Below are 22,989 nucleotides of genomic sequence, written 5' to 3' on the forward strand. Positions count from 1 at the left end.
GACGCGTCGCTCGCGCCGATCACGACCTCCAAGACCATCCAGGTCCTGCCGCAGGGCTGACCCGCACCCGGGTGACCCACGCAACCGCGTGACCGCGTGACCGCGTGACCGAGGGCGAGCACACACCACGTGCTCGCCCTCGGTGCTTCACGCCTTCGGCGGCAGGTCCAGCCCGTGTGCCCGGACGCCGAGGACCCGCCGTGACACCTCGGCCTCCATCGGCCCGCTGAACACGTCCGCGGCACCGACCTCGCGGGCCCGGGCGGCGGCGCGGGCGTCGGCCGCCAGCAGGTCCATGACGACGGCTGCCGCTGCTGTCGTCCCGGCCGCCGCGGCTGCCGGAACGCCCGCCATCAGGTCGCTGACGTTCCCCGCGGCCCACACCCCGTCGACGCCGGTGAAGCCGAGGGCGTCCACGGTGAGCTGCTCCCCGAAGCCTGCGGGATGCTCGCGCACGGCGAGCCCGAGGTCGCCGAGAAAGGACGCCCGCGCCGTGAAGCGCGGGGCGACCACGAGCAGACGGACGGGCACCACGTGTCCGGACGCCAGGCGCACCCCGGCCAGCCGGTCCGCGTCGTCGATCTCCAGTCCGGCAACGTCGCCCTCGACCACGCCGACCCCCAGGCCGGCGAGCTGCTCCCACTGATCGGGCGTCAGGTCGGCTCCCTCGTGCGGGAACAGTGTCACGTCCTGCGACAACTGCCGGAACATCAGGGCCTGGTGAAAATTCCCCAGTACCCCGATCGCGCTGTCCCGCGCCTCCCAGCCGTGGCAGAACACGCAGTGCACCACGTCCCTGCCCCACCGCTCCCCCAGCCCCGGCACGTCCGGCAGCTCGTCGACGAGGCCCGAGGCCACCAGCAGCCGCCGCGCCACCACCCGGCGTCCGTCCCCGCACACCACCGTCAAGCGGCCGCCGTCGCGATGGATCGCCGCGACGCTGCCGGGGACGACGCGACCGCCGTAGGACGCGATCTCCTCCCGCCCCTTGCGCAGCAGCTCCAGCGGGGCGATGCCGTCGCGTCCCAGCAGGCCGTGCGCGGCGGCGGCCGGGGCGTTGCGGGGCTCGCCCGCGTCGATCACCAGCACCGACCGCCGTACCCGTGCCAGGGTCAGCGCGGCGGACAGACCCGCGGCGCCACCCCCGACGACCACGACGTCCCACACGCCACCCGATATCTCCATGCTGCTCTTCTCGTCCATGCCCGCACGATCGCCCGGCCCGTGGGCGTCCGGCAAAGTTTCCTGCCGTTTCGGCAAAAAGCGCCTCCGGCCGCCGGGGCCGTCTATTCCAGGACGCCGTCGTGGAGCCGGGCGAACAGTTCGGCGTTGCGGGTGTAGTCGACCCGGACGTCGATGACCGTGACTCCTGGTGCGCAGAGGGTGTCCGGGGCGAGGGATGTGCGCAGTTCGGTCTCGAAGGCGTCCATGGTGTCGGCCCGTACTCCCCGCGCGCCGAACGCTCCTGCGTACTGGGCGACGTCGTAGTCGCCCAGCCGGACGCCCGAGGTCCTGCCGTACTTGAGAAGTTCCTGGAAGGCCACCATGTCGTAGCCGTTGTCCCGCATGATCACATGCGTGAAGCGCAGGCCGAGCCGGGTGGCGGTCTCCAACTCCTGTGCGCTGAAGAGGAATCCGCCGTCCCCGGACACCGACACGATCTGTGTTCCCGGCCGCAGCAGCGCGGCGGTCATCGCCCACGGCAGAGCGACGCCCAGTGTCTGCTGGCCGTTGGAGAACAGCACGTGCCGCGGCTGGTAGCCGCGGAAGTGGCGGGCCATGTAGATGCAGTGCGAGCCGACGTCCGACACCACGGTCGCGGCGTCGTTCACCGCGTCGCGGATCGCCAGGACGACCGCGGCGGGGTTGAGGCCGGCAGCGGTGGGCGGGGCCGACCGGGCTTCCTCGTCGACGCGGGCCAGCTCGGCACGCTGCTCGGCCAGCGCGGCACGGGCCTCGTCCCCCACATCGAGCCCGGACAACTGCCCGGTCAGCTCGCCGACCGTCGCGGCCACGTCCCCGCGCAGTTCGAGCGCGGGCTGGTAGCGGTTGTCGAGGGCGGCGGGCATCGTGTCGATGTGGACGAGCGGACGGTCGGGGTCGGTGTTCCACAGGCCCGGGTCGTACTCGACGGGATCGAACCCGACGGTGATCAGGACGTCGGCGTGCGCGACGAGCACGTCCCCCGGCTGGTTGCGGAAGAGGCCGACCCGGCCGGCGTACTGCTCCTCCAGTTCGCGCGGAACGACGCCGGCGGCCTGGAAGGTCTCCACCACGGGCAGCCCCGTCGCGGCGATCAGGTCGCGCAGCGCCGCGCACGCCTCGGGATCGGCACCGCGCAGCCCGACCAGCAGCACGGGCCGCCGTGCGGCGCGGATCATCTGGGCGGCCCGGTGGACGGACGCGGCCGGCGCGGGACCCAGGACGGGGGGCCTGGGGGGCCGGACGACGGCCGTGGCGGTGGGGGCGCCGACGATGTCGGCGGGCAGCACCACGGCGGCGGCGCCGCGGGGCTCGGTGACCGCGGCCCGCAGGGCGTTGGCGACGGCCTCGGGGACGTTGTCGGCGTCGTTGACCTCGCCGGCCCAGGTGGTGACCGGCCGCAGCGCGGCCACCGCGTCCATCGACTGGTGGGTCCGCTTGAGCCGGTCCCGGCGGGGCACGGCCCCGCACAGCGCGACCATCGGGTACTGCTCGGTCGTCGCGGTGACCAGCCCGGTCATCAGGTTGGTGGTGCCGGGACCCGAAGTGACCAGGGCCGCACCGGGCGTACCGGTCAGCAGCCCGACGGCGGCCGCCATCAGGGCCGCGTTCTGCTCGTGGCGGCACACCACCAGCTCGGGACCGCCGTCTACCAGGGCGTCGTAGACGGCGTCGATCTTGGCCCCGGGGACGCCGAAGACGTAGGGCACCCCGTACTGCGACAGGGTCTCGACCACGCGCTGGGCCGAGCGGACGGACACGTTCGTCATGGCTCTCGCCACCTTTTCCGCGGTGTGGGGCGCGGCGCGGTCGTCCGGCGCCGGACCACTGCTCACGGTAGGCACGCGGCGCCCCCTCTCGGCACCACGTGAACGCGTAGTCCCTTCACGCGCGGGACGGGCGTCGGACCCGAGTGTCGGCGGCGGCCGGTAGTGTCGGGCGCCATGACCGACTGGACCGGGGTAGCGAGCGGGTTCTGGCACTGGCCCCGGCGCCGGGCAGCGACAGGGTGTTCGGCGCAATGGGGCACGGCTTCGCGCTCGATGCCCCCATGGCGGCCGCCGAGGTGGCGGATCTCGAGGCATGGCTGGGCGTTGAGCTGCCCGACGACTACCGCTCGTTCCTGCTGCATGTCGGAGCGGGCGGTGCGGGCCCGGCCTACGGCGTCTTTCCGGTGCGGCGGGAGGATTCCGGGTGCTGGCGGTGGAGCGGCGACGCCCCCGAGGAGGTCGAGCCGAGCGAGCTCGCCGAGCTGTTCCCGGGAGGGGCGGATCCGGCGGCGGCGACAAGGATCCTGGCCGAGCAGCCGTCGCCGGAGGCGTTCGACGACCTCGCGGACCTCGACGCGGCCTTGGAGGTGTGGGAGGAGCGTCTGGCGGAGGTCCAGTACGATCCGCGCTTCACCGCCGGGGCGCTCTGCCTGTGCGACGAAGGCTGCGGCCTGACGGTATGGCTGGTCGTGACGGGCCCGGAGCGCGGACGCATGTGGCGTGACCCGCGCAGCGACGGCATGGATCTGCATCCGCTGCGGGACGCCGAAGGCTCTCCTGTGGACTTCGCTTCCTGGTACCTCGGGTGGCTCACGGCCGCCGAGGCCACGTGCGGCCTCGTCCCGGAGACCGGACACGCCGGCCTGGGGCAGCCCGCCTGACCCGCGGTGTGCGCGTGGGTGGCATCCCCGGCGAATTGCGATTGCGCGGCCAACAACCCGTGATCTAGAACGGCGTTGTTGCCCAGGACACGTCGTTGAGGGCTTCGCCGACCGGTCACTCGGGCCGGCGGGGCGCCCCTCGGGAGAGGACCACCTGATCGATGCCCACGATCTCGCTGCCCATCACCACCGAACGGCTTCATCTGCGTCTGTTCACCCCGGACGACCTCGACGACCTGCACGCGTATCAAGGCCTCCCCGACGTCGCCCGCTATCTCTACCGGCAGCCGCTCACCCGTGAACAGTGCGTGGAGAGCCTCACGCGGCGCGCGGCCGGCTCGGCGTGGGCCGAGGACGGTGACGATCTGGTGGTCGCCGTCTGCCCGCTCGACGAGGCAAAGGTGGTCGGCGAGGTCGTCCTGAAGCTGGCGAGTGCGCGGGCGCGCCAGGCCGAGATCGGCTGGGTCTTCAACCCGGCCTTTTCTGGGCGGGGTTACGCGACCGAGGCGGCGCGTGCGACGGCCGGCCTGGCTTTCGCCGAGTTGGACGTCCACCGGCTCTTCGCCCGGCTCGACGTGCTCAACACCGGGTCGGTGGGTGTGTGCGAGCGGCTCGGTATGCGCCGGGAGGCGCACCTTGTCGAGAACGACCTCGACGAGGGGCGCTGGGGCAGCGAGTACGTCTACGCGACGCTCGCCCGCGAGTGGCGGGCCGATCGGGGCTGATCAGCCGGCACACGTGCGCAGGGGACCGACTACGTGTTTACGTGGTGCCGCCGGGCGGCGGCACGTGCCTACGGTGGCGACAGCAACTCAGTGCGGCCGCACTCTCTCGTACCGGACACGCACGCAGAGGAGCGGATCCATGCGTATCGCCAACCTTTCCGGCCGTGCCGTCCTGCTGGACGGTGCCGGCGCCACGGACATCGCCACCGCCAGCGGGGGCCGTTTCGGCCCGGGCCCGCAGAGCCTGTACGACGACTGGGAGGCGTTCTCCGGCTGGGCCAGGGACGCCGGCACCGCGCCGGCCGCCGTCCCCTGCGCCTCCCGGGACCTGGGCGCGCCCGTCCCGGAACCCGTCCAGGCGGTGGCCATCGGCCTGAACTACCAGGGGCACCGCGAGGAGACCCATCTCGCCGAAGTGCACGACCCGGACGTGTTCACCAAGTTCCGCTCGTGCTTCACCGGTCCGGAGGGCCCGGTCGCGCTGCCGGAGGGCACGATCGACTGGGAGGCCGAACTCGTTGTCGTCATGGGGCGGGAGGCCCGGCACGTGTCGCCGGACGACGCGTGGTCGTACGTGGCCGGACTGACCGCGGGCCAGGACCTGTCCGAACGCACGCTGCAGTTCGCCGGGCCGTCCCCGCAGTGGTCGATCGCCAAGTCCCACCCGGACTTCGGCCCCATGGGCCCCGCCGTGGTCACCCTGGACGAGTTCTCCGACCCCGACGATCTGGAGATCGGCTGCCAGGTCAACGGGGACATCCGGCAGAAGGCCCGCACCAGCGACATGATCTTCAGCGTGCCCGCGCTGCTGGCCTTCGTCACCGGCATCATGCCGCTGCACCCCGGCGACCTCATCTGGACCGGCACTCCCCCCGGCGTCGGCTACGGTCGCCGGCCCCAGGTCTTCCTGCAGTCCGGGGACCGGCTCGACACCTGGATCGAGGGCATCGGTGAACTCCATCAGACCTTCACCTGACGCGGACTCGGCGAAGCTCCGCGCCCGTCCAGCGCAGGTCAACACGGCCGGCGGCCCCCGCACAGAGGCGGCGCACCTGGCACCCGTGCTGCTGCTCGTCCTCACCGTGCTGAGCGGGATGATCGACGCCGTGAGCGTCATCGCGCTGGGACACGTCTTCGTGGCCAACATGACGGGCAACCTCGTCTTCGTCAGCCTGGGCCTGGCAGGCGTGTCCGGTTTCTCCCTCCGCACGTCGCTGGTCGCCCTGGGCGGATTCGTCGCCGGCGTCCTTCTGTGCCGCGCGACCGTCGGCGGGCTGCACCCGCCCGCAGCACTGATCCGGGCCGGTGCGGTCTGCGAGACGGCGCTCCTCGGCACGGCGGCGGGGCTGGCCGGGTGGGGTGCACCGCACGGTGTGCTCGTCGCCGTCTGCGCCGTCGCGCTGGGCCTGCAGAACGGGATGGCCGGGCGGCTGCGCGTCAGCGGCCTGACCACCACCGTCATGACCCGCACCCTGGTCGGCCTGATCGGCGGCGTCGGCAGGCACCCGTCACCGCTCGCCGTGCGCCAGGTGCTGAGCGTCCTGGCCCTGATCGCCGGGGCCGTCGCCGGCGCTCTCGTCGTCCTGCACTCGGGCCCCGCGGTCGGCATCGCGGCAGCCGCGGGCTGCGCGCTGTTCGTCGCGGCGGTGGCGGCGGTGGCGGCCGTCTCCGGACGCTGAACGGGGCTCCGTCCGCAATCCCGTCGCCCTTCCGCATACCAGAAGTACGCTTCCGCACCCGGCGGCCCATGGGAAGGCAAGTACCGATCGGGGCGGGTAAATTGGGATCATGCTGACGCCGGGGCGTCCCGCGGTGTTTCTGGGTCGGCGTGCCGAATGTGCGCTGTTCGATCGATGGCAGGACACGGTCCGTTCCGGACGCGGCGGCGCGCTCGTCGTCCGCGGGGAACCCGGCATCGGGAAGTCCGCGCTGCTCGACCACGTCGTCGCGACGGCGGCCGGCTTCCGTGTCGTACGGGCCGCGGCGGTCGAGGCGGAAACAGATCTGCCCTTCGGGGTGCTGCATCAGGTGTGCACACCGGCGCTCGCCGCGCTCGAGCATCTCCCGAAACCGCAGCAGGACGCCCTGGCCGTCGCCTTCGGGCTGCGGGCAGGGGCGGTGCCCGACCGCTTCATGGTCGGACTGGCCGTGCTCGGCCTGCTGTCCGAGACGGCCGGCAGCCAGCCGCTCATCTGCGTGATCGACGACGCCCAGTGGCTCGACCCGGGTTCCGCCCAGGCTCTGGCGTTCGTGGCGCACCACATCGGGGCGGAACCGCTGGGCCTCGTGTTCGCCACCCGTCGTACCGGGGACGGGCTGCGTGGTGTGCCGGAGCTGGCGCTGACCGGGCTCGGCCCCGGCGATGCCCGCGCCCTGCTGCACTCGGCTCTGCACGTACCGCTGGACGAGGCGGTGGCCGAGCGGATCGCGGTGGAGGCCCGGGGCAATCCGCTGGCCCTGCTCGAACTGCCGCGGACCATGACCGCCACCGCGTTCGCGGGCGGGTTCGACCCCTGGGACACCGAGGCGCTGCCCGGCCGCATCGAGGACAGCTTCCGCAGCCGGGTCCTCCGCCTGCCGCCGGACACCCGCACATTGCTGCTGGTGGCCGCGGCGGAGCCGACAGGCGACTCCGCGCTCCTGTGGCGGGCGGCCGGGCAACTGGCGATCGGGACCGCGGCCGCGGTGCCGGCCGAGGCCGACGGGCTGCTGTCGATCAGCACCCAGGTCGTCTTCCGCCACCCTTTGGTACGGTCGGCCGTCTACCGGGCGGCGACACCGGCGCAGCGCCGGGCGGTGCACCGGACGCTGGCCGACGTCACCAGTCCCGCCGATCCCGACCGGCGCGCCTGGCACCGGGCGCAGGCCGCCACCGGCTTCGACGAGGCAGCCGCGGCGGAGTTGGAACGGTCGGCCCACCGGGCCCAGGCACGTGGCGGGATCGCCGCCGCGGCGGCGTTCATGGAACGATCGGCGGCGCTGAGCCCCGACCCCGCCGTCCGTGCGGAGCGGGCCCTGGCCGCGGCGCGCGCCAAGCAGCAGGCGGGCGCGTACGACAGCGCCCTGCACCTTCTCAGCCTCGCCGAGCGAGGACCCGCCGACGATCTGCGGGCCGCCGGCAGTCAACTGCTGCGCGGGCAGATCGCCTTCGCCCGCAGCTTCGGCAGCGGCGCCGCACCGGCGCTGCTCCGGGCGGCACGCCGCTTCGAGCCGATCGATGCGTCCCGGGCCAGGGATGTCCATCTGCAGGCCCTGGCCGCGGCGTTGCTGGCCGGCCGGCTGGGCGGGGACTGCGGGATCACCGAGGTCGCCCGAGCCGCCCGCCGGGCGGCCGCGGCGCCGGTCCCCCGCGCGCCCGACCTGCTGCTGGACGGGCTGACGCTCCTCATCGCGCAGGGGCACGACGCCGGCGTGCCCGCACTGCGCACCGCTGTCGCGGCGTTCACCAGTGAGAACCTGACCTCCGAGGAGGAAATGCGCTGGCTGTGGCTGGCGGGCCACGCCGCCGGGCTGCTGTGGGACGACCACGCGTGGCAGGTGCTGGCCACACGGCTGCTGCGCTCCTGCGAGGAGCGCGGCGCGCTGAGCATCCTGCCGATGGCGGCGGCCACCCGCGCCGGACTGCACCTGCTCGCCGGCGAACTTCAGCAGGCCGCGTCGCTGGCGGAGACCGCCGCCGACGTCACCGCGATGACCGGAGCCGGCCTGGCCCCCTACGCCGAAGTGGGGCTCGCCGCCTTCCGCGGTCAGCAGGAGGCGGCGACAGCCGCGATCCGGACCGCGACCCGCGATGCGAGGGACCGCGGGGAAGGCGTGGCCCTGACGTTCCTGGAATGGGCCGCCGCCGTGCTCCACAACGGGACGGGCCGGTACGACCGGGCGCTCGAGTCCGCCCGGCAGGCCGGTGCCGAGGCCGGCGCGCAGCGGTTCGGCAACTGGGCCCTTGCCGAGCTCGTCGAGGCGGCCGTGCGCGCGGGGCAGCGCGACACGGCGCAGGAGGCGCTGCACGCGCTGTGCCGGACGACCCGTCCCTGCTCCACCGGTTGGGCCGCGGGGGTCGAGGCGCGCTGCCGGGCCCTGCTCGCCGCCGACCCGCAGGCCGATGAGCTGTACCGCACCGCCCTCGACCGGCTGCGGCAGACGGGTGTGCACGCCGAGCTGGCCCGTACGCATCTGCTGTACGGGGAGTGGCTGCGGCGCCGGCGCCGACTGGTCATGGCGCGGGAACAACTTCGGCAGGCCTACGAGATGTTCCTGCGCTTCGGCATGGACGGCTTCGCGGAGCGCAGCCGCAGTGAACTGTCGGCGGCGGGCGAGCGGACCCGTGCGCACCGGCCCGCGCCCGACGAACAACTCACCGCGCAGGAAAGGCGCGTGGCAGTCCTGGCCGCCGAAGGGGCCACCAACGCCGCTATTGCCTCACGGCTGTTCATCAGCGCCAGCACGGTGGACTACCACCTGCGCAAGGTGTTCCGGAAGCTCGATGTCACCACGCGCACCCAGCTCGCCCGGCGGCTCCCCACGTCCTAGGGTCGGCGGTCCATCGGGCCGGACCCGTAGCGGCGTTCACGGACGGCCGCGACGACCTCGGCCACCCGTGCGTCGAAGGCCGCGAGTTCCGCGGCCTCGGCCGCGTCGGCGACGAACACACGCCGCTCGCAGGGGACGCCCGCCCGCCAGATCCCTTCGACGGCCCGGGTCGCGGTGATGTCCGTCGTCGGGTCGCCGGACACGAGCACGAGGTCCGCGCGCCAACCGGGTGCGACGATCCCGCGGTCGGCGAGACGGAACACGCGTGCCGGGGCGGACGTCGCGGCGTGCAGCGCCTGAGCGGGCGTGAGGCCGCAGCGGACGAGCAGTTCGAGCTCACGGTGCAGACTCGCCCCGAACACGGTCCCCGGGTTGGGGGCGTCGGTGCCGGCCAGGATCGTGACACCCGCGTCGACCAGGCGGCCGACGTTCTCCTCCGCACGTGAGTACGGCGGCACCCCCCGCCCGCGTCCCGACGCGCCGGAGGCCAGCCGCCGCACTTGAGCGTCGCCGAGTGCCCCGGCGAGTCGCGGGTCCGCGGCCACAGCGGCCCCGCCCGGTTCGCCCAGGACGTTCTCGAGGGTCGCCAGCGTCGGGCCGACCGCGATCCCGGCGTCGGCGATCCGCTCGGCCAGGTCCCTGTCGAGTTCGCCGTCCACGGGCACATGCGCCAGGACGTCGACGCCCGCGGCGGCGACCTCGCGCATCCCGGCCACGGAGTGGATGTGCGCGACGACCACGAGCCCGCGGCGATGTGCCGCCCCGGTCAATGCGGTGATCGTCTCCAGGCCCAGGGACGGAGCCGCCCACGGACCCGCGGCGCCCGAGGGGCCGAAGATCTTCAGGTGGTCCGAGCCCTCGGCGACCCGGTCCGCGACGAACTGCTCGGCCTCCTCCGGGCCGGTCAGGGTCGGGAACGGGTCGTACATCATCGAGGGGTGCCCGCCCGGCGCGGTGGCGCCGATGCCCGCGGAGCGCACGTCGGCCACGTCCGGCCGGGCGCCGGCCTGCTGCTTGGCCGCGGCCATCACGTCGGCCTGGCTGAACATGTCCAGCGCGGTGGTCACACCGAAGGTCAGCCCCTGCGCCAGAGCGCCCGGCACCAGGTGGATGTGCGAGTCGATCAGCCCGGGCAGGACGGTGCCGCCCTTGGCGTCGATCACCTCGTCGCCGTCCCGGGCGGCGGGGCCGGTGGCGCAGTCGGTGATGACACCGTCGGCGAACCGGACGGACGTCCAGTCCCGCAGCCGGGTGCCGTCGAACACTCTCGCGTTGACGATCGCCGTTGCCTTGGGCACGAGCCCCTCCCGGACGGATGCGCTTGACGGTCAGGGGCGGGACGCTAGGGCGTCACGCAACGTGAGGTCAACTTTCCTCGGCCGTCCGCCGGCCCATCGGGCCGGCGCTCAGTGGCGGTACGCGGCTGTCGCGATCTCGGCGAAGGACCGGATCAACGGATTGGTGTCGCCTTCGTTCCACACCGCGACCACCCGGCTCGGCACCATGTCGGTCAGCGGCACCACGGCCAGCTCCGCGGGCAGGTCGTGTCCGAGCGGGGCGAGGCCGACCGTGCCGTTCCAGAGGACGGCTTGGAGGCATTCCTGGACGGCGCGCACAACGGGGCCCCGGCGGGGCCTGCCGCCGTTCCAGTACGCCTGCCAGAGGGGGTCGGTGCCCTGCGGGAACTGGAACCAGCGGCGGTCGCCCAGTTCCGCCAGCCGCAGCTCGGTGCGGCCGGCCAGCGGGTCGTCGGCGCGCAGGACCACGCCGACCGGATCCGCCCGCAGCGTACGCACCGTCAGGGCGCTCTCGTCGAAGGGCGCCCGGGTCAGGGCGATGTCGACCAGCCCGGCGCGCAGCCCGCACGTCGGGTCGGTCAGATCGGTGTCGCGGATGCGGATGTCGACGCCGGGGTGCCGCTGCCGGTAGGCGGCCGCCAGCCTGGTCATCCCCGGGTCGGTGCCGTCGCCCAGAATGCCGACGGTGACGGTGGCGACGCCGGCGGCCGCGCTCACGCGGACGCGGAGACGGTCGGCATGCTCCAGCAGGGCGCGCGCCTCGTCGAGCAGCACCGTGCCCACCGCGGTGAGCGTGACGCCGGCCGGCGAGCGGACGAAGAGCGGGGCCCCGACCTCGGCCTCCAACCGCTTGATCGCCCGGCTCAGCGGCGGCTGGCTCATGTGCAGTCGGGTGGCGGCCCGGCCGAAGTGGAGTTCCTCGGCGACCGTCACGAAGTAGCGCAGGGTACGAAGCTCCACGCTGGGATGATACCCACGAGGTATCGCAATCGCGGGACAGGTCTTGGACACCGGCAGGGTCTCGGCGGTGCACTCGTGGGCATGGCGCGAGAGGCCAACGTCGACGCGATGAGCCGCTACGCGACCGAACCTGCCTGAAGCCCGGCCGCGAACGGAGAACATGGACATCGCCTACTGGATCGTGGCGGGACTGCTCGCCTCGTTCTACCTCTACGCCGGCACCCTGAAGGTGCTCCGCGACCGCGATCGGCTCCGGCCCATGATGGCCTGGGTCGACCGCGTGCCCCTGCCCGTCGTCAGGACGCTCGGAACGCTCGAAGTACTCGGCGCGGCCGGCCTGGTCCTGCCGCCCCTGACCGGCATCGCGCCGTTCCTGGCAGGGGTCGCGGCCATCGGTTTCGTCCTCCTGCAGGCCGGTGCGATCGCCGTCCACCTGACGGGCGAGGACCGCCGGATCGCCCTCAACCTCGGGCTCACGGCCACCGCGGCCGTGGCCGTCTGGCTGTCGACCACGCTGTGATCGCACCAGAAGGACGTGCTTGACCGGGCAAGGACTTACCCGTACTTTCAATTCGCAAGCACACAGGGGACATCGCCGCAGGGTGGAGTACGGATCGCGGCGCGACACCGAGGTCGCCGATAAGGAGCCGCACGTCCGCGGCAACCGCTTCACCACCGATGGAACAACCAACTCACACCGTAGACCCGGAGATTCACCCTGCAGAACATCGAGCATCCGCTTGTGGTGGCCTACCTGGACGCTGTGGCACGCGAGGCCGCAGACCTGGTACCGGAGCGCCGCACCGCGCTGCTTGCCGATCTGACAGAGCGCCTGCAGATGGCTCTCGCCGAGCGTCCGGCCCGCAGTGACGCCGAGGTGGAGGCCGTGCTGGATCGCCTCGGCGACCCCCGCACCGTCGTGGCCGCGGCCCGGGACGGCGAGACGATCGCGCCGCCGCCCGTTACGTGGCACAGCCTCGCACCATTGATCTTGCTGCCGCTCGGTGGGCTACTTCTGGCCGTCACCCCCCTCCTGGGCGGCATCGTCATGATCGCGAGCGTCGTGCTGCTGTGGGGGGCACCTCATTGGGGCCGGCGCGACAAGATCATCGGCACTGCGGCGGCGCTTCTGGTCCCCGTGGGCGTCGCGTTCGTCGGCCTGGCCTTCGCTGCGACCGGGGGCCTCACCGAGCCGGTTCTGATCACCCTTGTCGCCGCCATAGCGCTTGTTGCGGCAGCCGCATCGCTGTACCTCTTCCGGGCCGGTCGCCGCATGCCGGTATAGCGGCGAGGGTTCTGGCCCTGTCGGCCCGGCACACCGGACACTTTTTGATTTCAATGGCAATAAGGTTCCGCGGGAATTCCCGGACGACCGGGGACGCGAGGGCATCTCTCCGAGAGATCGGGGCAATCGCGAAATTGCGTTGGACACCCGCCGGTGCACGGAGTGATTCTGTTCATCGGAATAGCTGGTCAAAACCGGGAACGAGGAGACACTGCCGTGACCACACCGAACGAGTCCACTCGCGGGTCGATCAACCAGGCACCGCATCTCGACTATTACCCGCACTGGCTCGACAACCTTGCCGACGACGTCATTCTTCAGGGCAATTTCGCCAATGGCGAAGTTCTCGGCAAGGAAAAGGTGGCAAAGCTGCTGGGCTTCGCGCGGAGCATCTACGCTTTCCAGGACTTCCGCTTCTACGGCCCGCGCGGCGAACTCTTCCTGGAGGACTACCGCTCCAGCATCCGCGGCAGCGAGGACTACCGCCCTGGCGGAATCGAAATCTACAACTTCGTCGTCGTGTATTTCAACGAGGCGGGCGAGACCAGTCAGCTCGTCATGAACCACCGGCCGCAGTCGGCCGCCCTGCTGTTCTCGTCCTTGCTGGCGAAGCACTTCGGTGACGAGTTCGGGCCGGACCTGTTCTACCAGGGCGACGTCGGTCAGCGGCTGCTCGATCACGACCTGTCCCGCGGTCAGTGGCCGCCGGCGTCGCCCCGTTGACCGTGCCGAATCGCTGACCGTGCCCCTCGGAGTCGGTCTCCGAGGGGCATGTCTCCCTTCCCGGGAGACGGTCATTCGGCGATGGGGTAGCGCGGCGGCGGGGAGCCTTCGATGGTGACCCACTGGAGTTCCGTGAACTCCTGCATGCCGGCGCGCCCACCGGACTTTCCGTAGCCGCTGCCCTTGACCCCGCCGAAGGGCATCTGGGGTTCGTCGTCGAGGGTCGTGCCGTTGATGTGGCACATGCCGGCGTCGATGCGCTTCGCGAGGTCCAGCGCGAGGGGGATGTCGCGGGTGAAAATGGCCGCGGAAAGCCCGTAGTCGCTGTCGTTGGCCATGCGCACGGCCTCCTCCGGTCCGTCGGCGACGGCGACTCCGACGATCGGCCCGAAGGACTCCTCACGCCAGACCCGCATGGCCGGCGTGACATCGGCCAGTACGGTGGGTGCGTAGCAGGCACCGTCAGCCGTGCCGCCCGTCAGCAGCCGTGCGCCACCCGCCACGGCGTCGTGGACCATGTCGGACAGCCGCCTGATGCTGTCCGGTCCGACGAGGGGGCCGAGCACCGTGCGCGGATCGCGACCGTCGCCGTAGGTGAGGATGACGGCGAGGGCGGTCAGGCGCCGCGTGAACTCATCGGCGACGGTGCGGTCGACGATGATGCGTTCGGTGGTGATGCAGCCCTGGCCGGAGTTGGCGAACGAGCCGAAGGCGACGGCGCTGACCGCCTGGTCGAGGTCGGCGTCGGCGAGGACCAGAACGGGCGCCTTGCCACCGAGTTCGAGGATGACCCGCTTGAGGTGCGCGGCGGCCTTCTCCGCGATGATGCGGCCCACCCGGGACGACCCGGTGAAGTGCACGCGCCGTACGGCCGGGTGGGCGATCAGGGCGTCCACGACGGCGGGGCCGTCCTGAGGGGCATTGGTGACGAGGTTGTACACCCCGTCCGGAGGCCCGGCCTCGGTGATGCACTCGGCGATCAGACCGTGGGTGCGCGGAGTCTGCTCCGCCGCCTTCATCACCACGGTGTTGCCCGCGGCCAGCGCATGGGGAACCGAGCTGCCGACCAGCAGTGCCGGCGCGTTCCACGGGACGATGCAGGCCACCACGCCGGCGGGCTTCCTGATCGCGATCGAGGTACGACCCGGCATGTCGGAGGGGATGATCTCGCCGGTGAGGGTCTCATGGACGGCGCCCGCCGCGTAGCGGAAGTTGTCGGCGAGGACCGTGGTGTTGAAGTGGCCCCAGCCGGCGGGGCCGCCCATCTCGGCGGTGATCGCCCGGGAGATCTCGTCCGATCGGGCCTCGATCGTCTCGGCCGCCGTCCACAGGATGCGGCGGCGCTCGCCCGGTGCCAGCGCCGCCCAGGCGGGAAAGGCCCGCTCGGCGGCATCGACCGCGAGCACGACGTCCTCGGGAGCAGCCGCCGCGGCCTGGGAGGCGACATGGCCGGTGAACGGGTCGCGTGCCGTGTAAGTACGCGCGTGGGAAGCGTGCTGCCACATGCCGTCGATCAGCAGGTGCTGGAAGGTGTTCTCAGTGGTGAGCGTCATGGGTGGTTCTCCGTGCTCGGGGGCGTCGTGGCGTACGTGGGCCGCGGCGCCCGAAGGTGGGGTGGGGGCCGTGGTCTCCGGCCGGTGCGTGGTGCGACGGGCCGGAGCCGTCAGGAGCGCAGCAGTTCGGCGGCCCGTTCCGCGATGGCGCAGACAGTGGCGTTGGTGTTGGCCGAGGGGATGGACGGGATGACCGAGGCGTCGGCGATCCGCAGACGCTCGACACCCCGCACGCGCAGCCTGTCGTCGACGACAGCCCGCGGATCGACACCCATCCGGCAGGTGCCCACGGGGTGGTTGTAGGTGGTCAGGGTGGTGAGCACGAACCGCCGCAGATCGACGTCGTCCGTCACCCTCGGCCCCGGCTGCACTTCACGCTCACGCCATTCGCCGAGCGCACGCGCCTCGCCGATCTCACGTGCCAGGCGCAGTCCCCGGACGACCGCTTCCAAGTCCCGGTCGTCGCCGAAGTAGTTGGGGTTCACCAAGGGCCGTACCCCCGGATCCGCGCTCGCCAGCCGGACGGTGCCCCGGCTCAGCGGCAGCATCGGGGCGACGGCGATCGTGTAGCCCCGCCCCGTTTCGGGCACGTCGGCATCCGGGATGTGGCCCGGAACGTCGATGAAGAGTATCTGCAGGTCGGGTCCGTCGAGCCCCGGCCGGCTGCGCACCAGGCCGAACGCCTCGCCGTGATTGTTCATCGCCGCCGGGACACGACGTGCCGCCTGGTAGACGACGTCGGACATCGGGTGGTCGTGCAGGTTCTCCCCCACATCCGGCAGGTCCACCGCGACGTCGACGCCCGCCTGCCGCAGCTGCCGTGCCGGGCCGACCCCGGAGAGCATCAGCAACTGCGGCGACCCGACGCTGCCGGCCGCGAGGACCACCTCGCCCGTACAGCCGACCGAGACGGTGTCGCCCCCGGTGTTGTACTCCACTCCCGTGCACCGGCCGCCGCTGATCCGCAACCGGTGGACCAGTGCCTGGGTCACCACCGTCAGATTGCGCCGGTCCATCGCGGGCGCCAGATAGGCATCAGCCGCGCTCTGCCGTTTTCCGTCGACGATGTTCAGATCGGACCAGCCGAACCCCTCCTCCGCTCCCCCGCTGATGTCGGCCGCGCGGAGATGGCCGGACTCCGCCGCCGCCTCCAGCATGGCCGCCACGACCGGGTTCGGAGGATCAGGGGGTCCCACCCTCAAGGGCCCGCAGGTGCCGCGCAGTTCAGGATCCCGTCCGACCGTGCTCTCGCTCCGCATGAAGTAGGGCAGCAGGTCCTCGAACCCCCATTCCGTGAGGCCCGCCTTCGCCCACGCGTCGTAGCTGCTGCGATGGCCCCGGACGTAGTTCATCGCGTTGATGGCCGACCCACCGCCGAGCACCCGCCCGTTCCCGATGGGGATCCTCGTGCCGGTGGTCCGCTGCGGGACCGTCACATCCCCCCAGTTCGCGGACGTCTGGAGCAGCGTCGGCCACGCCGGAGGCGCGGACTTGGCAGCCGGGGTACGCGCCAGGCCCGCTTCCAGCAGCAGGACCCGCGAGCCGTCGTCCTCGGACAACCGCGCGGCGATCACACAGCCGGCCGTCCCTCCGCCGACAACGATGTAGTCGAACCCGTCGGTCGTGGTTGGCATGGTCTCTCCCACCGTCGAAATCCCCCGTCAGGGATGTCTGGGCACTCACGTGCGCTCCTACCGGGGTAACGCGAAAGAGAGGGCGGCAGGACTTTCGTTCCGCTCAGCGAAACGGGACGGTGAGTGCCCCCCGGCGGCGCGGCAGGGCAGTGAGCAGGGCTCGCGCGGGTTCTTTCAGTGCTCCAGGCGGCGCAGGTCGGAGAGGATCAGCGCGATGGTCCGGTCCAGGGGGCGTTTGAAGGGTTCCAGGTCCACGCCCCTGGGCTCGGCGAGGGTGAGAATCGCCGTGTCGCCGCAGGGAACGGTCACGGGCGTGGCGATGCAGTCGATGTCCGGGTGTGCCTCTCCGTACTCGGCCGCCAGTTGTCCCCGCTCCAGGGCGCGCCAGACGGCCGAGGCCGGATGCTCGGCGGAGCGTCGCTGCTCGGGGGCGGTCACGGCGCCGTGTACCCGAGCTCCGTAGGCCCGGGAGAGCGCGTTGAGCGGCTGTCCCGGGGCATGCACGTACAGGAACAGGGTCGCCCCCGTGGCGCGGCTCAGGGCATGCATGCGAACGTGCGCCACACCTGCCAGGTCGGCTCGGTAGGGAACTTGCGACAGGTCGCCCAGCCCCGCGCCCAGGGCCCATGCGTGGTCGCGACGGCTCACGACACCCTCGCGGGCCAGCTGCTCCAGGATCCGGTGTGCCGTCGTCTTGGGCAGGCCCACCGCCGCCGCCAGACTCGTGACGCCCATCGGACGCCGGGCCTGGACGAGGACCCGGATGAGCGCGAACGCACTGCGCACGACGCCGTCGTTCTGGCCCGCGCGTCCTGATGCCGGGACGCGCTCCGAGGCGAAGTCGTCCATCATCGTCCGCTCTTTCCCGCGCCGGAAGGGCGCCGGCCGCACATCTCACCCTTCATCGATCGTAAGCCGGTGTCTCCCCTCTCGCGTTCCGCTCCGGTTGGCCGGCGACACGAGGGGGACACTCAACGAAGTCACCTTGGAGCACTGGGTAACACGGCCCCAGGTACGTTCACCCTCGGTCACAGCGCTAACTTTTTCCCTTCGCCGCACATGAGCGACGTGCATACGAAGGGGCGAGGATGAGCGTGATCGGGGTCTGGGTCGTCGGCGTCGTGACGGACGATGCGATCGCGGAAGCGCGTCGCCGGTTCCCCGTCGCGGCACGCGCCCACGGCATCTGGCCGGAACCGTTCGACGACCAGAGCCAGTGGTACGAGCGTCTCGGGCCTGTGGGGACGTTCGAGGTGACGCCTGGGCAGCCGTCGCGCGCCAACGAGATCGCGCTCTTCGCCCACGCGGTCGACGAGGTCCGCAACAGCGCGCCAGAGGTGGACGCGTTCCAGGACCATCTGCTGCACACGGCCCCGCAACAGGAGGGTGAGGACATGTTCTGCGCCGCCGTACCCAGGAGTGACGGAGCGGCGGCGCTCATGTGGGCGCTCGGCCTCGACGCGACGCTCCGACTTCCCGGCTGCTGCGGACAGTTCCTGCTCGATGCCGCCCAGGTACGGGCCGCGCTTCCCGCAGCCGAGCAGGCGCTCGTCGTTCAACTGCCGCGCAGGGCCGACGTGGCCGCCCGGGTCCGGCTGTGGCTGGACGAGATGGCGGACGACCCGAATCGCGACATCGACGAGCTCATCGACGGCCCGCTGCGGGTGCTGCGTCACGCGGCGCGCACGGGATCAGGCGCCGTCGGGCTCACACTCTGCTACTGACGGCAACTCCTGGGGGCCGCGCCCCGCCGGCAGGATCCCGCTACCGCTTCCCGACGCCGTACGTCAGGTGGGTCACCCGGGTCGAGGCGTCCGCGCGGGTCTGGTCGAGGGTGAACCGGGCCGGGTCCACGTGGTCGAACAGGCGGATGCCGGTGCCGAACAGCACGGGTGCGAGGGTGATCGAGAACTCGTCGACCAGGCCGCTGTCCAGATACTGCTGGATCGTCTCGGCGCCGCCGGCGATGCGGACGTCGCGGTCACCGGCGGCCTCGCGAGCCCGGTCCAGTGCGCTGGAGATGCCGTCGTTGACGAAGTGGAACGTCGTGCCGCCCGGCCGCTCCCACGGGGCGCGCTCGGTGCGGGTGACGACGAACACCGGGGTGTGGAAAGGGGCTTCTTCCGGCCATGCCCGCTCGCCGGCGTCGAACATGCGCTTGCCCATGACGCTCGCGCCGGTGCGCTCGTACGTCGCGCGGACGATGTCGTTGTCGAGTCCTTCCTCGCCGCCCTCGCCGAGCTTGAGGTTCTCCCGGAACCACCGCTGCGGGAACACCCACGCCTGCAGCTCCGACCACTTGGCCATCCAGCGCTGGACCCCGGGGTCGCTGCTGCCCCCGGGCGCGAAGACGTCCTCGACGGGTACGGGCTCCGGCGCCACGAAGCCGTCGATCGACATCGTCACGCTGAAGAACACCTTCCCGGCCATCAGCCCACCGCCTTCCTCGTGAGCTCGTCGACGTAGGCCGCCAGGTTGCGCAGCGTCTGCTCGCCGCCCTCGACCGCGTGGTACTTCTCCGCCGCCTCGTCGCGCAGTTCCTTCGTGGGGAACACCGTGCGCATCACGATCCGGGTCTCCTCCCCCGCCGGCTCGAACGTCAGGACCGACTCGAAGGCGTCGGGGTCGTCGCGGGACTCGCCGTGCACCAGCGCGATCCGCTCCGGCGGGACGATCTCGGTCCAGGTGATCCACTCCTGGTAGTCGGTCCCGTCCGGCCCGTGCATCACGAAGGCCCAGACCCCGCCCGCGCGGAACTCGAAGGACCGCGTCGTGGTGGTGAAGCCGTCCGGTCCCCACCACCGCGACAGGTACCGGACTTCCGTGAACGCCTGGAACACCAGCTCCCGTGGGGCGCCGATCGCCCGGGAGATCACGATCTCGCGGTCCGCGGTCGTACGGCCGGGTTCGCCGTCACTGCTGGTCGTCGTCATCCGGTGGTTCCTCCTGCCGTTCCTGCTCCAGGTCTCGCACGAACGCGTCCAGCCGGTCGAAGGTCCCGTTCCAGAACTCCTCGAAGCCGCCCACCCACTCGTGAACCGGCCGCAGCCCCCGGGCGTCCAGCCCGTACAGCCGCCGCTTGCCCGCCTCGCGAACGCGCACCAGGCCGACCTCGCGGAGCACCCGCAGGTGCTTGGACGCCTGCGGCTGGCTCATCCCGAGGTCCCGTGCCAGTGCGGTCACGGGTCGCTCGCCGGCCCGCAGCAGCATGAGGATCTCGCGCCGCTGCGGCTCGGCGATCGCGTTGAACGTGTCCGAGGTCGTCGCCGCTCGTGCCATGGCACCATCATATGCCTATATCGGAATGCGTCAATGCACACGCGGCGCCCGCCCGGCTCCGGCCGGTCACGGCTCACACAGCTCACCCTGCGGCGGGTACGGCTGCAGCGACGCCCCTCCTCGACTCAGCCGAGCCAGTCGCGCCAGCGGGGGTGCGGCATGACGCACTGACCTGACTCATAGGCCCGCCGGCGGGCGAGGTCGGCCACTTCCCATCCGTCCGCACCTTCCCGTCCGCGCCGGGCATGGGTTTCCCGTCGCCACCGCGCACGGTGGCATACCCGTAGGCGCAGTCGGGGTGCACGGTCTCGGTGCCGTACCAGCCGAGGGTCACGACGAGGGCGAAGCCGGCGACAGCGAGGGCGAGTTGCGCCGGGCCGCGGGTCAGGAAGGGGATCATCCGCCGACCGCACAGTGGGCCGCCGGGTGCGGATTCGACTACGCCGGGACCAGGCCGGACCGGCCGCGACGGCCCGCATCGGCGAAGGGGGAGGCGCGGCCGCGGTGGCGACGGAGCCACGGGCGCGCGCCAATGATCCACAATCCGCTCGACATGAGCGCTCCTGTCAGGGACGACGACGGTGCGCGGAAGCGCCGACCGAGTGGCGAAGCGTCACGAGCGTGCGGCAGAGCGTCACCCCTGTCAAGGTGCTATCCAGCATTTCGTTGGATTCAATTCGCGGATGACGGCGATCTTTTGACGGTTCACCAAAAAGATTTTGATGACTCCGTCCAAAGCTCTGGACACCACTGGGGACCCCGGTTAGCGTTCCAGCCGATCGACACGATGTTTCGTCGATGTAACGCCAGTGCGGCCTTGCAACCCACCCGCCCCGCTCGCCGGGGCCGTATGCGACGCGTCCTCACCGCCGACGAGAAGCCGACCTCCCACCCGCCCGCGAGCGGCGGCTTTCCCCCCCGCACAGATGTCCCGCACTCCGCAGCACCCCGCCCCGGCGGGGGTTCCCGGCCGCGGCATGCCGCCGTGGCCGTAACCGCAGCAGAAAGGGAAGCCCCATGAAGATCCGTTCCTACCTTGTTGCAGCCTCGTTGGTGGCCTCGGGCGGGCTGGTCACGATTGCGGCGCCCGCGCAGGCGGCGCTCACGACCACCTGTGTCGGAGAGGGCGGGGCCGTCACCGTGAACGGCACCCTCGTGGTGCCGGCCGGCGCGTCCTGCACGCTGACCGGTACGAAGGTCAAGGGCGCGGTGACCATCGAGGCCGGCGCCGACCTCGTGGCGAAGGGCGTCACCTTCAGCAGCACTGTCGCCGTAGGGAACAACGCCTACCTGGACATCACCGACAGCAGCGTCAAGGGCGCGGTGACCGAGCAGGGCGCCTTCGGCGTGCACGTGCAGAACACCGCGGCGAGCGGCGGCATTTCGGCCGTCGACGGCTTCCTGTACAGCGTCGACTCCACGGTCAGGGGAGACGTCAGAGCCTCCTCGGGCGAGCTGTACATCTCGGGCACCACCGTCTCCGGCGCCGTCGCCGGCGACGCGAACCTCTACACCGACGTCTACGACACCACGGTCGGCAAGACGCTCACCGTGAGCGGCAACACGCTCGGCGGTGTCCTGTGCGCCAGCGAGGTCGAGGGCGACACGGTCTACCAGAACAACTCCGACAACCTGCAGCTCGGCGGCGACGGCCCGCTCAGCTCCTGCGCGGGGGCGACCTACCTCGGCGGCGACCTCGCGGTCACCGGCAACAACGCGAACGCGGTCCTGGACAACACCATCGTCCGCGGCAAGCTCACCGCCAGCGACAACAGCCCCGCACTCCAGGTGGGCCCGCTGGCCCGCGTGCGCGGCGGCATCACCGCGACCACCACCGCCCCCGCGACGTCGCTCGCCCGGGCCGCCAAGGCCGCCTCGCAGGACCGCGGCGCCGACCTCGCCGCGAAGGTGGCCGAGCGTACCGCGCAGGCGGAGGCCGCAGCGGCCGCCGCGGGCACCGGGCTGTGATCCCGGCCCGGCCACGGGCGACAAGCGCTCCGCACCGCCAGCACCGCGCACCTCGCACCGCACTCTTCTTCGCCGCATCCACCAAGGAGTGACCGTGGGCCACCTGGACAAATCCTTCGACCGCAGAGACTTCCTGCGGGCCACCGCCGGTGCCACCGTGGCGGTCGCCGCCGCCTCCGTGGTCGGCGCCGCGACGGCGACTTCCGCCTCCGCCGCGCCCAGCATCCTGTCCATCCCGAAGGACCGCATCTCCCTGCAGCTCTACAGCGTCCGTGACAAGGTCACGTCGCTCGGCTTCCGGGTCGTCCTGGAGGAGATGGCACGCATCGGCTACAAGGAGATCGAGTTCGCGGGCTACACCCAGAACACCTCGATCCTCGGCCGGCAGATCACGCTCCAGGAGATCCGGAAGCTGCTCGACGACAACGGCCTGAAGGCGATCGGCAGTCACGTCGGCATCGGGGACTTCCGCTCCAACCTCCAGGGCCAGCTCGACGCGGCGCAGATCCTGGGCATGCCGCACGTCGGTACCGCCAACGCGCCGTCGAACTCCAACACGGTCTCCGGCTACCTCGCCGCCGCGGAGGAGTTCAACACCTGGGGCCAGGCGGCCGCCGCCCGCGGTCTGAAGCTGTACCAGCACAACCACGCCGGCGAGTTCGCCTTCGCCACCGACCAGCCGTCGGTCCGGCTGTACGACGTCTTCCTGCGCAACACCGACCCGCGCTACGTCTACTTGGAGATGGACGTGTACTGGGCGTATGTCGGGCAGCACCGCTGGCCGGGCTTCGACCCCGCGGCCTACGTGCGCAACCAGCCCTACCGCTACCCGCTGTTCCACATGAAGGACGGCGCCGCCAACTCGAGCGCGGACGGCTACTCCATCGTCGAGTTCGGCGCCGGCGTCCTGCCCTACCAGCAGTTCATCCGGGACATCGGTGCCCGCGGCAGCCACGTCGGCATCTGGGAGCAGGACACCGCGCCCAACACCCAGCCGAACCCGCCGGGTTCGTTCGGCGCCGCGCAGCGCAGCTTCACGGCGCTGAAGCAGCTGCTGGCCTGATCGCAGGCACCCCACCGGGCCCGGCCCGCCGTTGGCGTACCGCTGCCACGGCGCAACCGGCGGGCCGGCCCGGCTGCGCACCTCCTGACCGGAACAGACCAAGGAGACGCATCACTGT

Annotated in this window: 21 protein-coding genes; 11 read left to right on the forward strand and 10 right to left on the reverse strand. The window is 71.8% G+C overall.

Annotation, left to right across the window (positions count from 1 at the left end; translation table 11 throughout):
* Positions 1–147: 147 nt before the first annotated feature.
* Together ACIP9H_RS38585 and alsS are read right to left on the reverse strand one after the other, a co-directional pair.
* Positions 148–1,203, reverse strand: a complete 1,056-nt coding sequence (locus tag ACIP9H_RS38585) for an NAD(P)/FAD-dependent oxidoreductase (protein WP_401590835.1) — start codon at positions 1,201–1,203, stop codon at positions 148–150.
* Positions 1,204–1,286: 83 nt separating this feature from the next.
* A complete protein-coding gene (gene alsS, locus ACIP9H_RS38590) occupies positions 1,287–2,972 on the reverse strand; it encodes an acetolactate synthase AlsS (protein ID WP_401590832.1) in 1,686 nt (561 codons plus the stop codon).
* Positions 2,973–3,223: 251 nt separating this feature from the next.
* Here alsS and ACIP9H_RS38595 point away from each other — a divergent pair, with 251 nt between their 5' ends.
* From ACIP9H_RS38595 to ACIP9H_RS38615, 5 genes are all read left to right on the forward strand, one after another.
* On the forward strand, positions 3,224–3,853 hold the full coding sequence (locus ACIP9H_RS38595) for an SMI1/KNR4 family protein (protein WP_401590830.1): 630 nt from the start codon (positions 3,224–3,226) through the stop codon (positions 3,851–3,853).
* A 161-nt stretch (positions 3,854–4,014) separates the two neighbouring features.
* A complete protein-coding gene (locus tag ACIP9H_RS38600; protein WP_401590827.1) occupies positions 4,015–4,578 on the forward strand; it encodes a GNAT family N-acetyltransferase in 564 nt (187 codons plus the stop codon).
* Between the two features lie 139 nt (positions 4,579–4,717).
* A complete protein-coding gene (locus tag ACIP9H_RS38605) occupies positions 4,718–5,554 on the forward strand; it encodes a fumarylacetoacetate hydrolase family protein (protein WP_401590824.1) in 837 nt (278 codons plus the stop codon).
* On the forward strand, positions 5,529–6,257 hold the full coding sequence (locus ACIP9H_RS38610) for a YoaK family protein (protein ID WP_401590822.1): 729 nt from the start codon (positions 5,529–5,531) through the stop codon (positions 6,255–6,257). Before ACIP9H_RS38605 ends, ACIP9H_RS38610 begins: the two co-directional genes overlap by 26 nt.
* A gap of 109 nt (positions 6,258–6,366) precedes the next feature.
* Positions 6,367–9,108, forward strand: a complete 2,742-nt coding sequence (locus ACIP9H_RS38615) for an AAA family ATPase (protein ID WP_401963619.1) — start codon at positions 6,367–6,369, stop codon at positions 9,106–9,108.
* On the opposite strand, the gene ACIP9H_RS38620 is transcribed toward ACIP9H_RS38615, so the two are convergent.
* Together ACIP9H_RS38620 and ACIP9H_RS38625 are read right to left on the reverse strand one after the other, a co-directional pair.
* Positions 9,105–10,406 carry an amidohydrolase family protein gene (locus ACIP9H_RS38620; protein ID WP_401590817.1) on the reverse strand — a complete coding sequence of 434 codons (1,302 nt, stop codon included), beginning with the start codon at positions 10,404–10,406 and terminating at the stop codon, positions 9,105–9,107. The genes ACIP9H_RS38615 and ACIP9H_RS38620 overlap by 4 nt on opposite strands.
* Positions 10,407–10,514: 108 nt before the next feature.
* Positions 10,515–11,366, reverse strand: coding sequence for a LysR family transcriptional regulator (locus ACIP9H_RS38625; protein WP_401590815.1), 852 nt, complete (start codon positions 11,364–11,366; stop codon positions 10,515–10,517).
* A 160-nt stretch (positions 11,367–11,526) separates the two neighbouring features.
* Here ACIP9H_RS38625 and ACIP9H_RS38630 point away from each other — a divergent pair, with 160 nt between their 5' ends.
* From ACIP9H_RS38630 to ACIP9H_RS38640, 3 genes are all read left to right on the forward strand, one after another.
* Entirely contained in the window at positions 11,527–11,886 is a 360-nt protein-coding gene (locus ACIP9H_RS38630; protein WP_401590812.1) for a DoxX family protein, read from the forward strand.
* 222 nt (positions 11,887–12,108) lie between these two features.
* Complete coding sequence (locus ACIP9H_RS38635) at positions 12,109–12,651, forward strand: HAAS signaling domain-containing protein (protein WP_401590810.1); 543 nt, start codon at positions 12,109–12,111, stop codon at positions 12,649–12,651.
* A 216-nt stretch (positions 12,652–12,867) separates the two neighbouring features.
* Positions 12,868–13,374 (forward strand): hypothetical protein, encoded by a 507-nt coding sequence (locus ACIP9H_RS38640; RefSeq protein WP_401590807.1) that lies wholly within the window; start codon positions 12,868–12,870, stop codon positions 13,372–13,374.
* Between the two features lie 71 nt (positions 13,375–13,445).
* Here ACIP9H_RS38640 and ACIP9H_RS38645 read toward each other — a convergent pair whose 3' ends face one another.
* From ACIP9H_RS38645 to ACIP9H_RS38655, 3 genes are all read right to left on the reverse strand, one after another.
* Positions 13,446–14,927, reverse strand: coding sequence for an aldehyde dehydrogenase family protein (locus ACIP9H_RS38645; RefSeq protein ID WP_401590804.1), 1,482 nt, complete (start codon positions 14,925–14,927; stop codon positions 13,446–13,448).
* A 110-nt stretch (positions 14,928–15,037) separates the two neighbouring features.
* Entirely contained in the window at positions 15,038–16,561 is a 1,524-nt protein-coding gene (locus ACIP9H_RS38650) for a GMC family oxidoreductase (RefSeq protein ID WP_401590801.1), read from the reverse strand.
* Between the two features lie 174 nt (positions 16,562–16,735).
* Complete coding sequence (locus tag ACIP9H_RS38655; protein ID WP_401590798.1) at positions 16,736–17,413, reverse strand: helix-turn-helix domain-containing protein; 678 nt, start codon at positions 17,411–17,413, stop codon at positions 16,736–16,738.
* Between the two features lie 236 nt (positions 17,414–17,649).
* Here ACIP9H_RS38655 and ACIP9H_RS38660 point away from each other — a divergent pair, with 236 nt between their 5' ends.
* A complete protein-coding gene (locus tag ACIP9H_RS38660; RefSeq protein ID WP_401590796.1) occupies positions 17,650–18,285 on the forward strand; it encodes a hypothetical protein in 636 nt (211 codons plus the stop codon).
* Between the two features lie 40 nt (positions 18,286–18,325).
* Here ACIP9H_RS38660 and ACIP9H_RS38665 read toward each other — a convergent pair whose 3' ends face one another.
* The 3 genes from ACIP9H_RS38665 to ACIP9H_RS38675 are packed head-to-tail and all read right to left on the reverse strand — an operon-like array spanning position 18,326 to position 19,840.
* On the reverse strand, positions 18,326–18,991 hold the full coding sequence (locus ACIP9H_RS38665) for a dihydrofolate reductase family protein (RefSeq protein WP_401590794.1): 666 nt from the start codon (positions 18,989–18,991) through the stop codon (positions 18,326–18,328).
* Positions 18,991–19,494: an SRPBCC family protein gene (locus tag ACIP9H_RS38670; RefSeq protein WP_401590791.1), complete on the reverse strand. Its 504-nt coding sequence runs from the start codon at positions 19,492–19,494 to the stop codon at positions 18,991–18,993. Before ACIP9H_RS38670 ends, ACIP9H_RS38665 begins: the two co-directional genes overlap by 1 nt.
* The gene (locus ACIP9H_RS38675) at positions 19,475–19,840 is read right to left on the reverse strand and encodes an ArsR/SmtB family transcription factor (protein ID WP_401590788.1); all 366 of its coding nucleotides are present in this window, start codon (positions 19,838–19,840) and stop codon (positions 19,475–19,477) included. Before ACIP9H_RS38675 ends, ACIP9H_RS38670 begins: the two co-directional genes overlap by 20 nt.
* Before the next feature lie 1,017 nt (positions 19,841–20,857).
* On the opposite strand from ACIP9H_RS38675, the gene ACIP9H_RS38680 reads away from it, so the two are divergent.
* Together ACIP9H_RS38680 and ACIP9H_RS38685 are read left to right on the forward strand one after the other, a co-directional pair.
* Positions 20,858–21,808, forward strand: a complete 951-nt coding sequence (locus tag ACIP9H_RS38680) for a hypothetical protein (RefSeq protein WP_401590786.1) — start codon at positions 20,858–20,860, stop codon at positions 21,806–21,808.
* 94 nt (positions 21,809–21,902) lie between these two features.
* Positions 21,903–22,871 carry a sugar phosphate isomerase/epimerase family protein gene (locus ACIP9H_RS38685; protein ID WP_401590783.1) on the forward strand — a complete coding sequence of 323 codons (969 nt, stop codon included), beginning with the start codon at positions 21,903–21,905 and terminating at the stop codon, positions 22,869–22,871.
* The last annotated feature ends 118 nt before the right edge of the window (positions 22,872–22,989 follow it).

It is taken from the genome of Streptomyces sp. NPDC088732 (genome assembly GCF_044751205.1).
GTDB lineage: Bacteria > Actinomycetota > Actinomycetes > Streptomycetales > Streptomycetaceae > Actinacidiphila.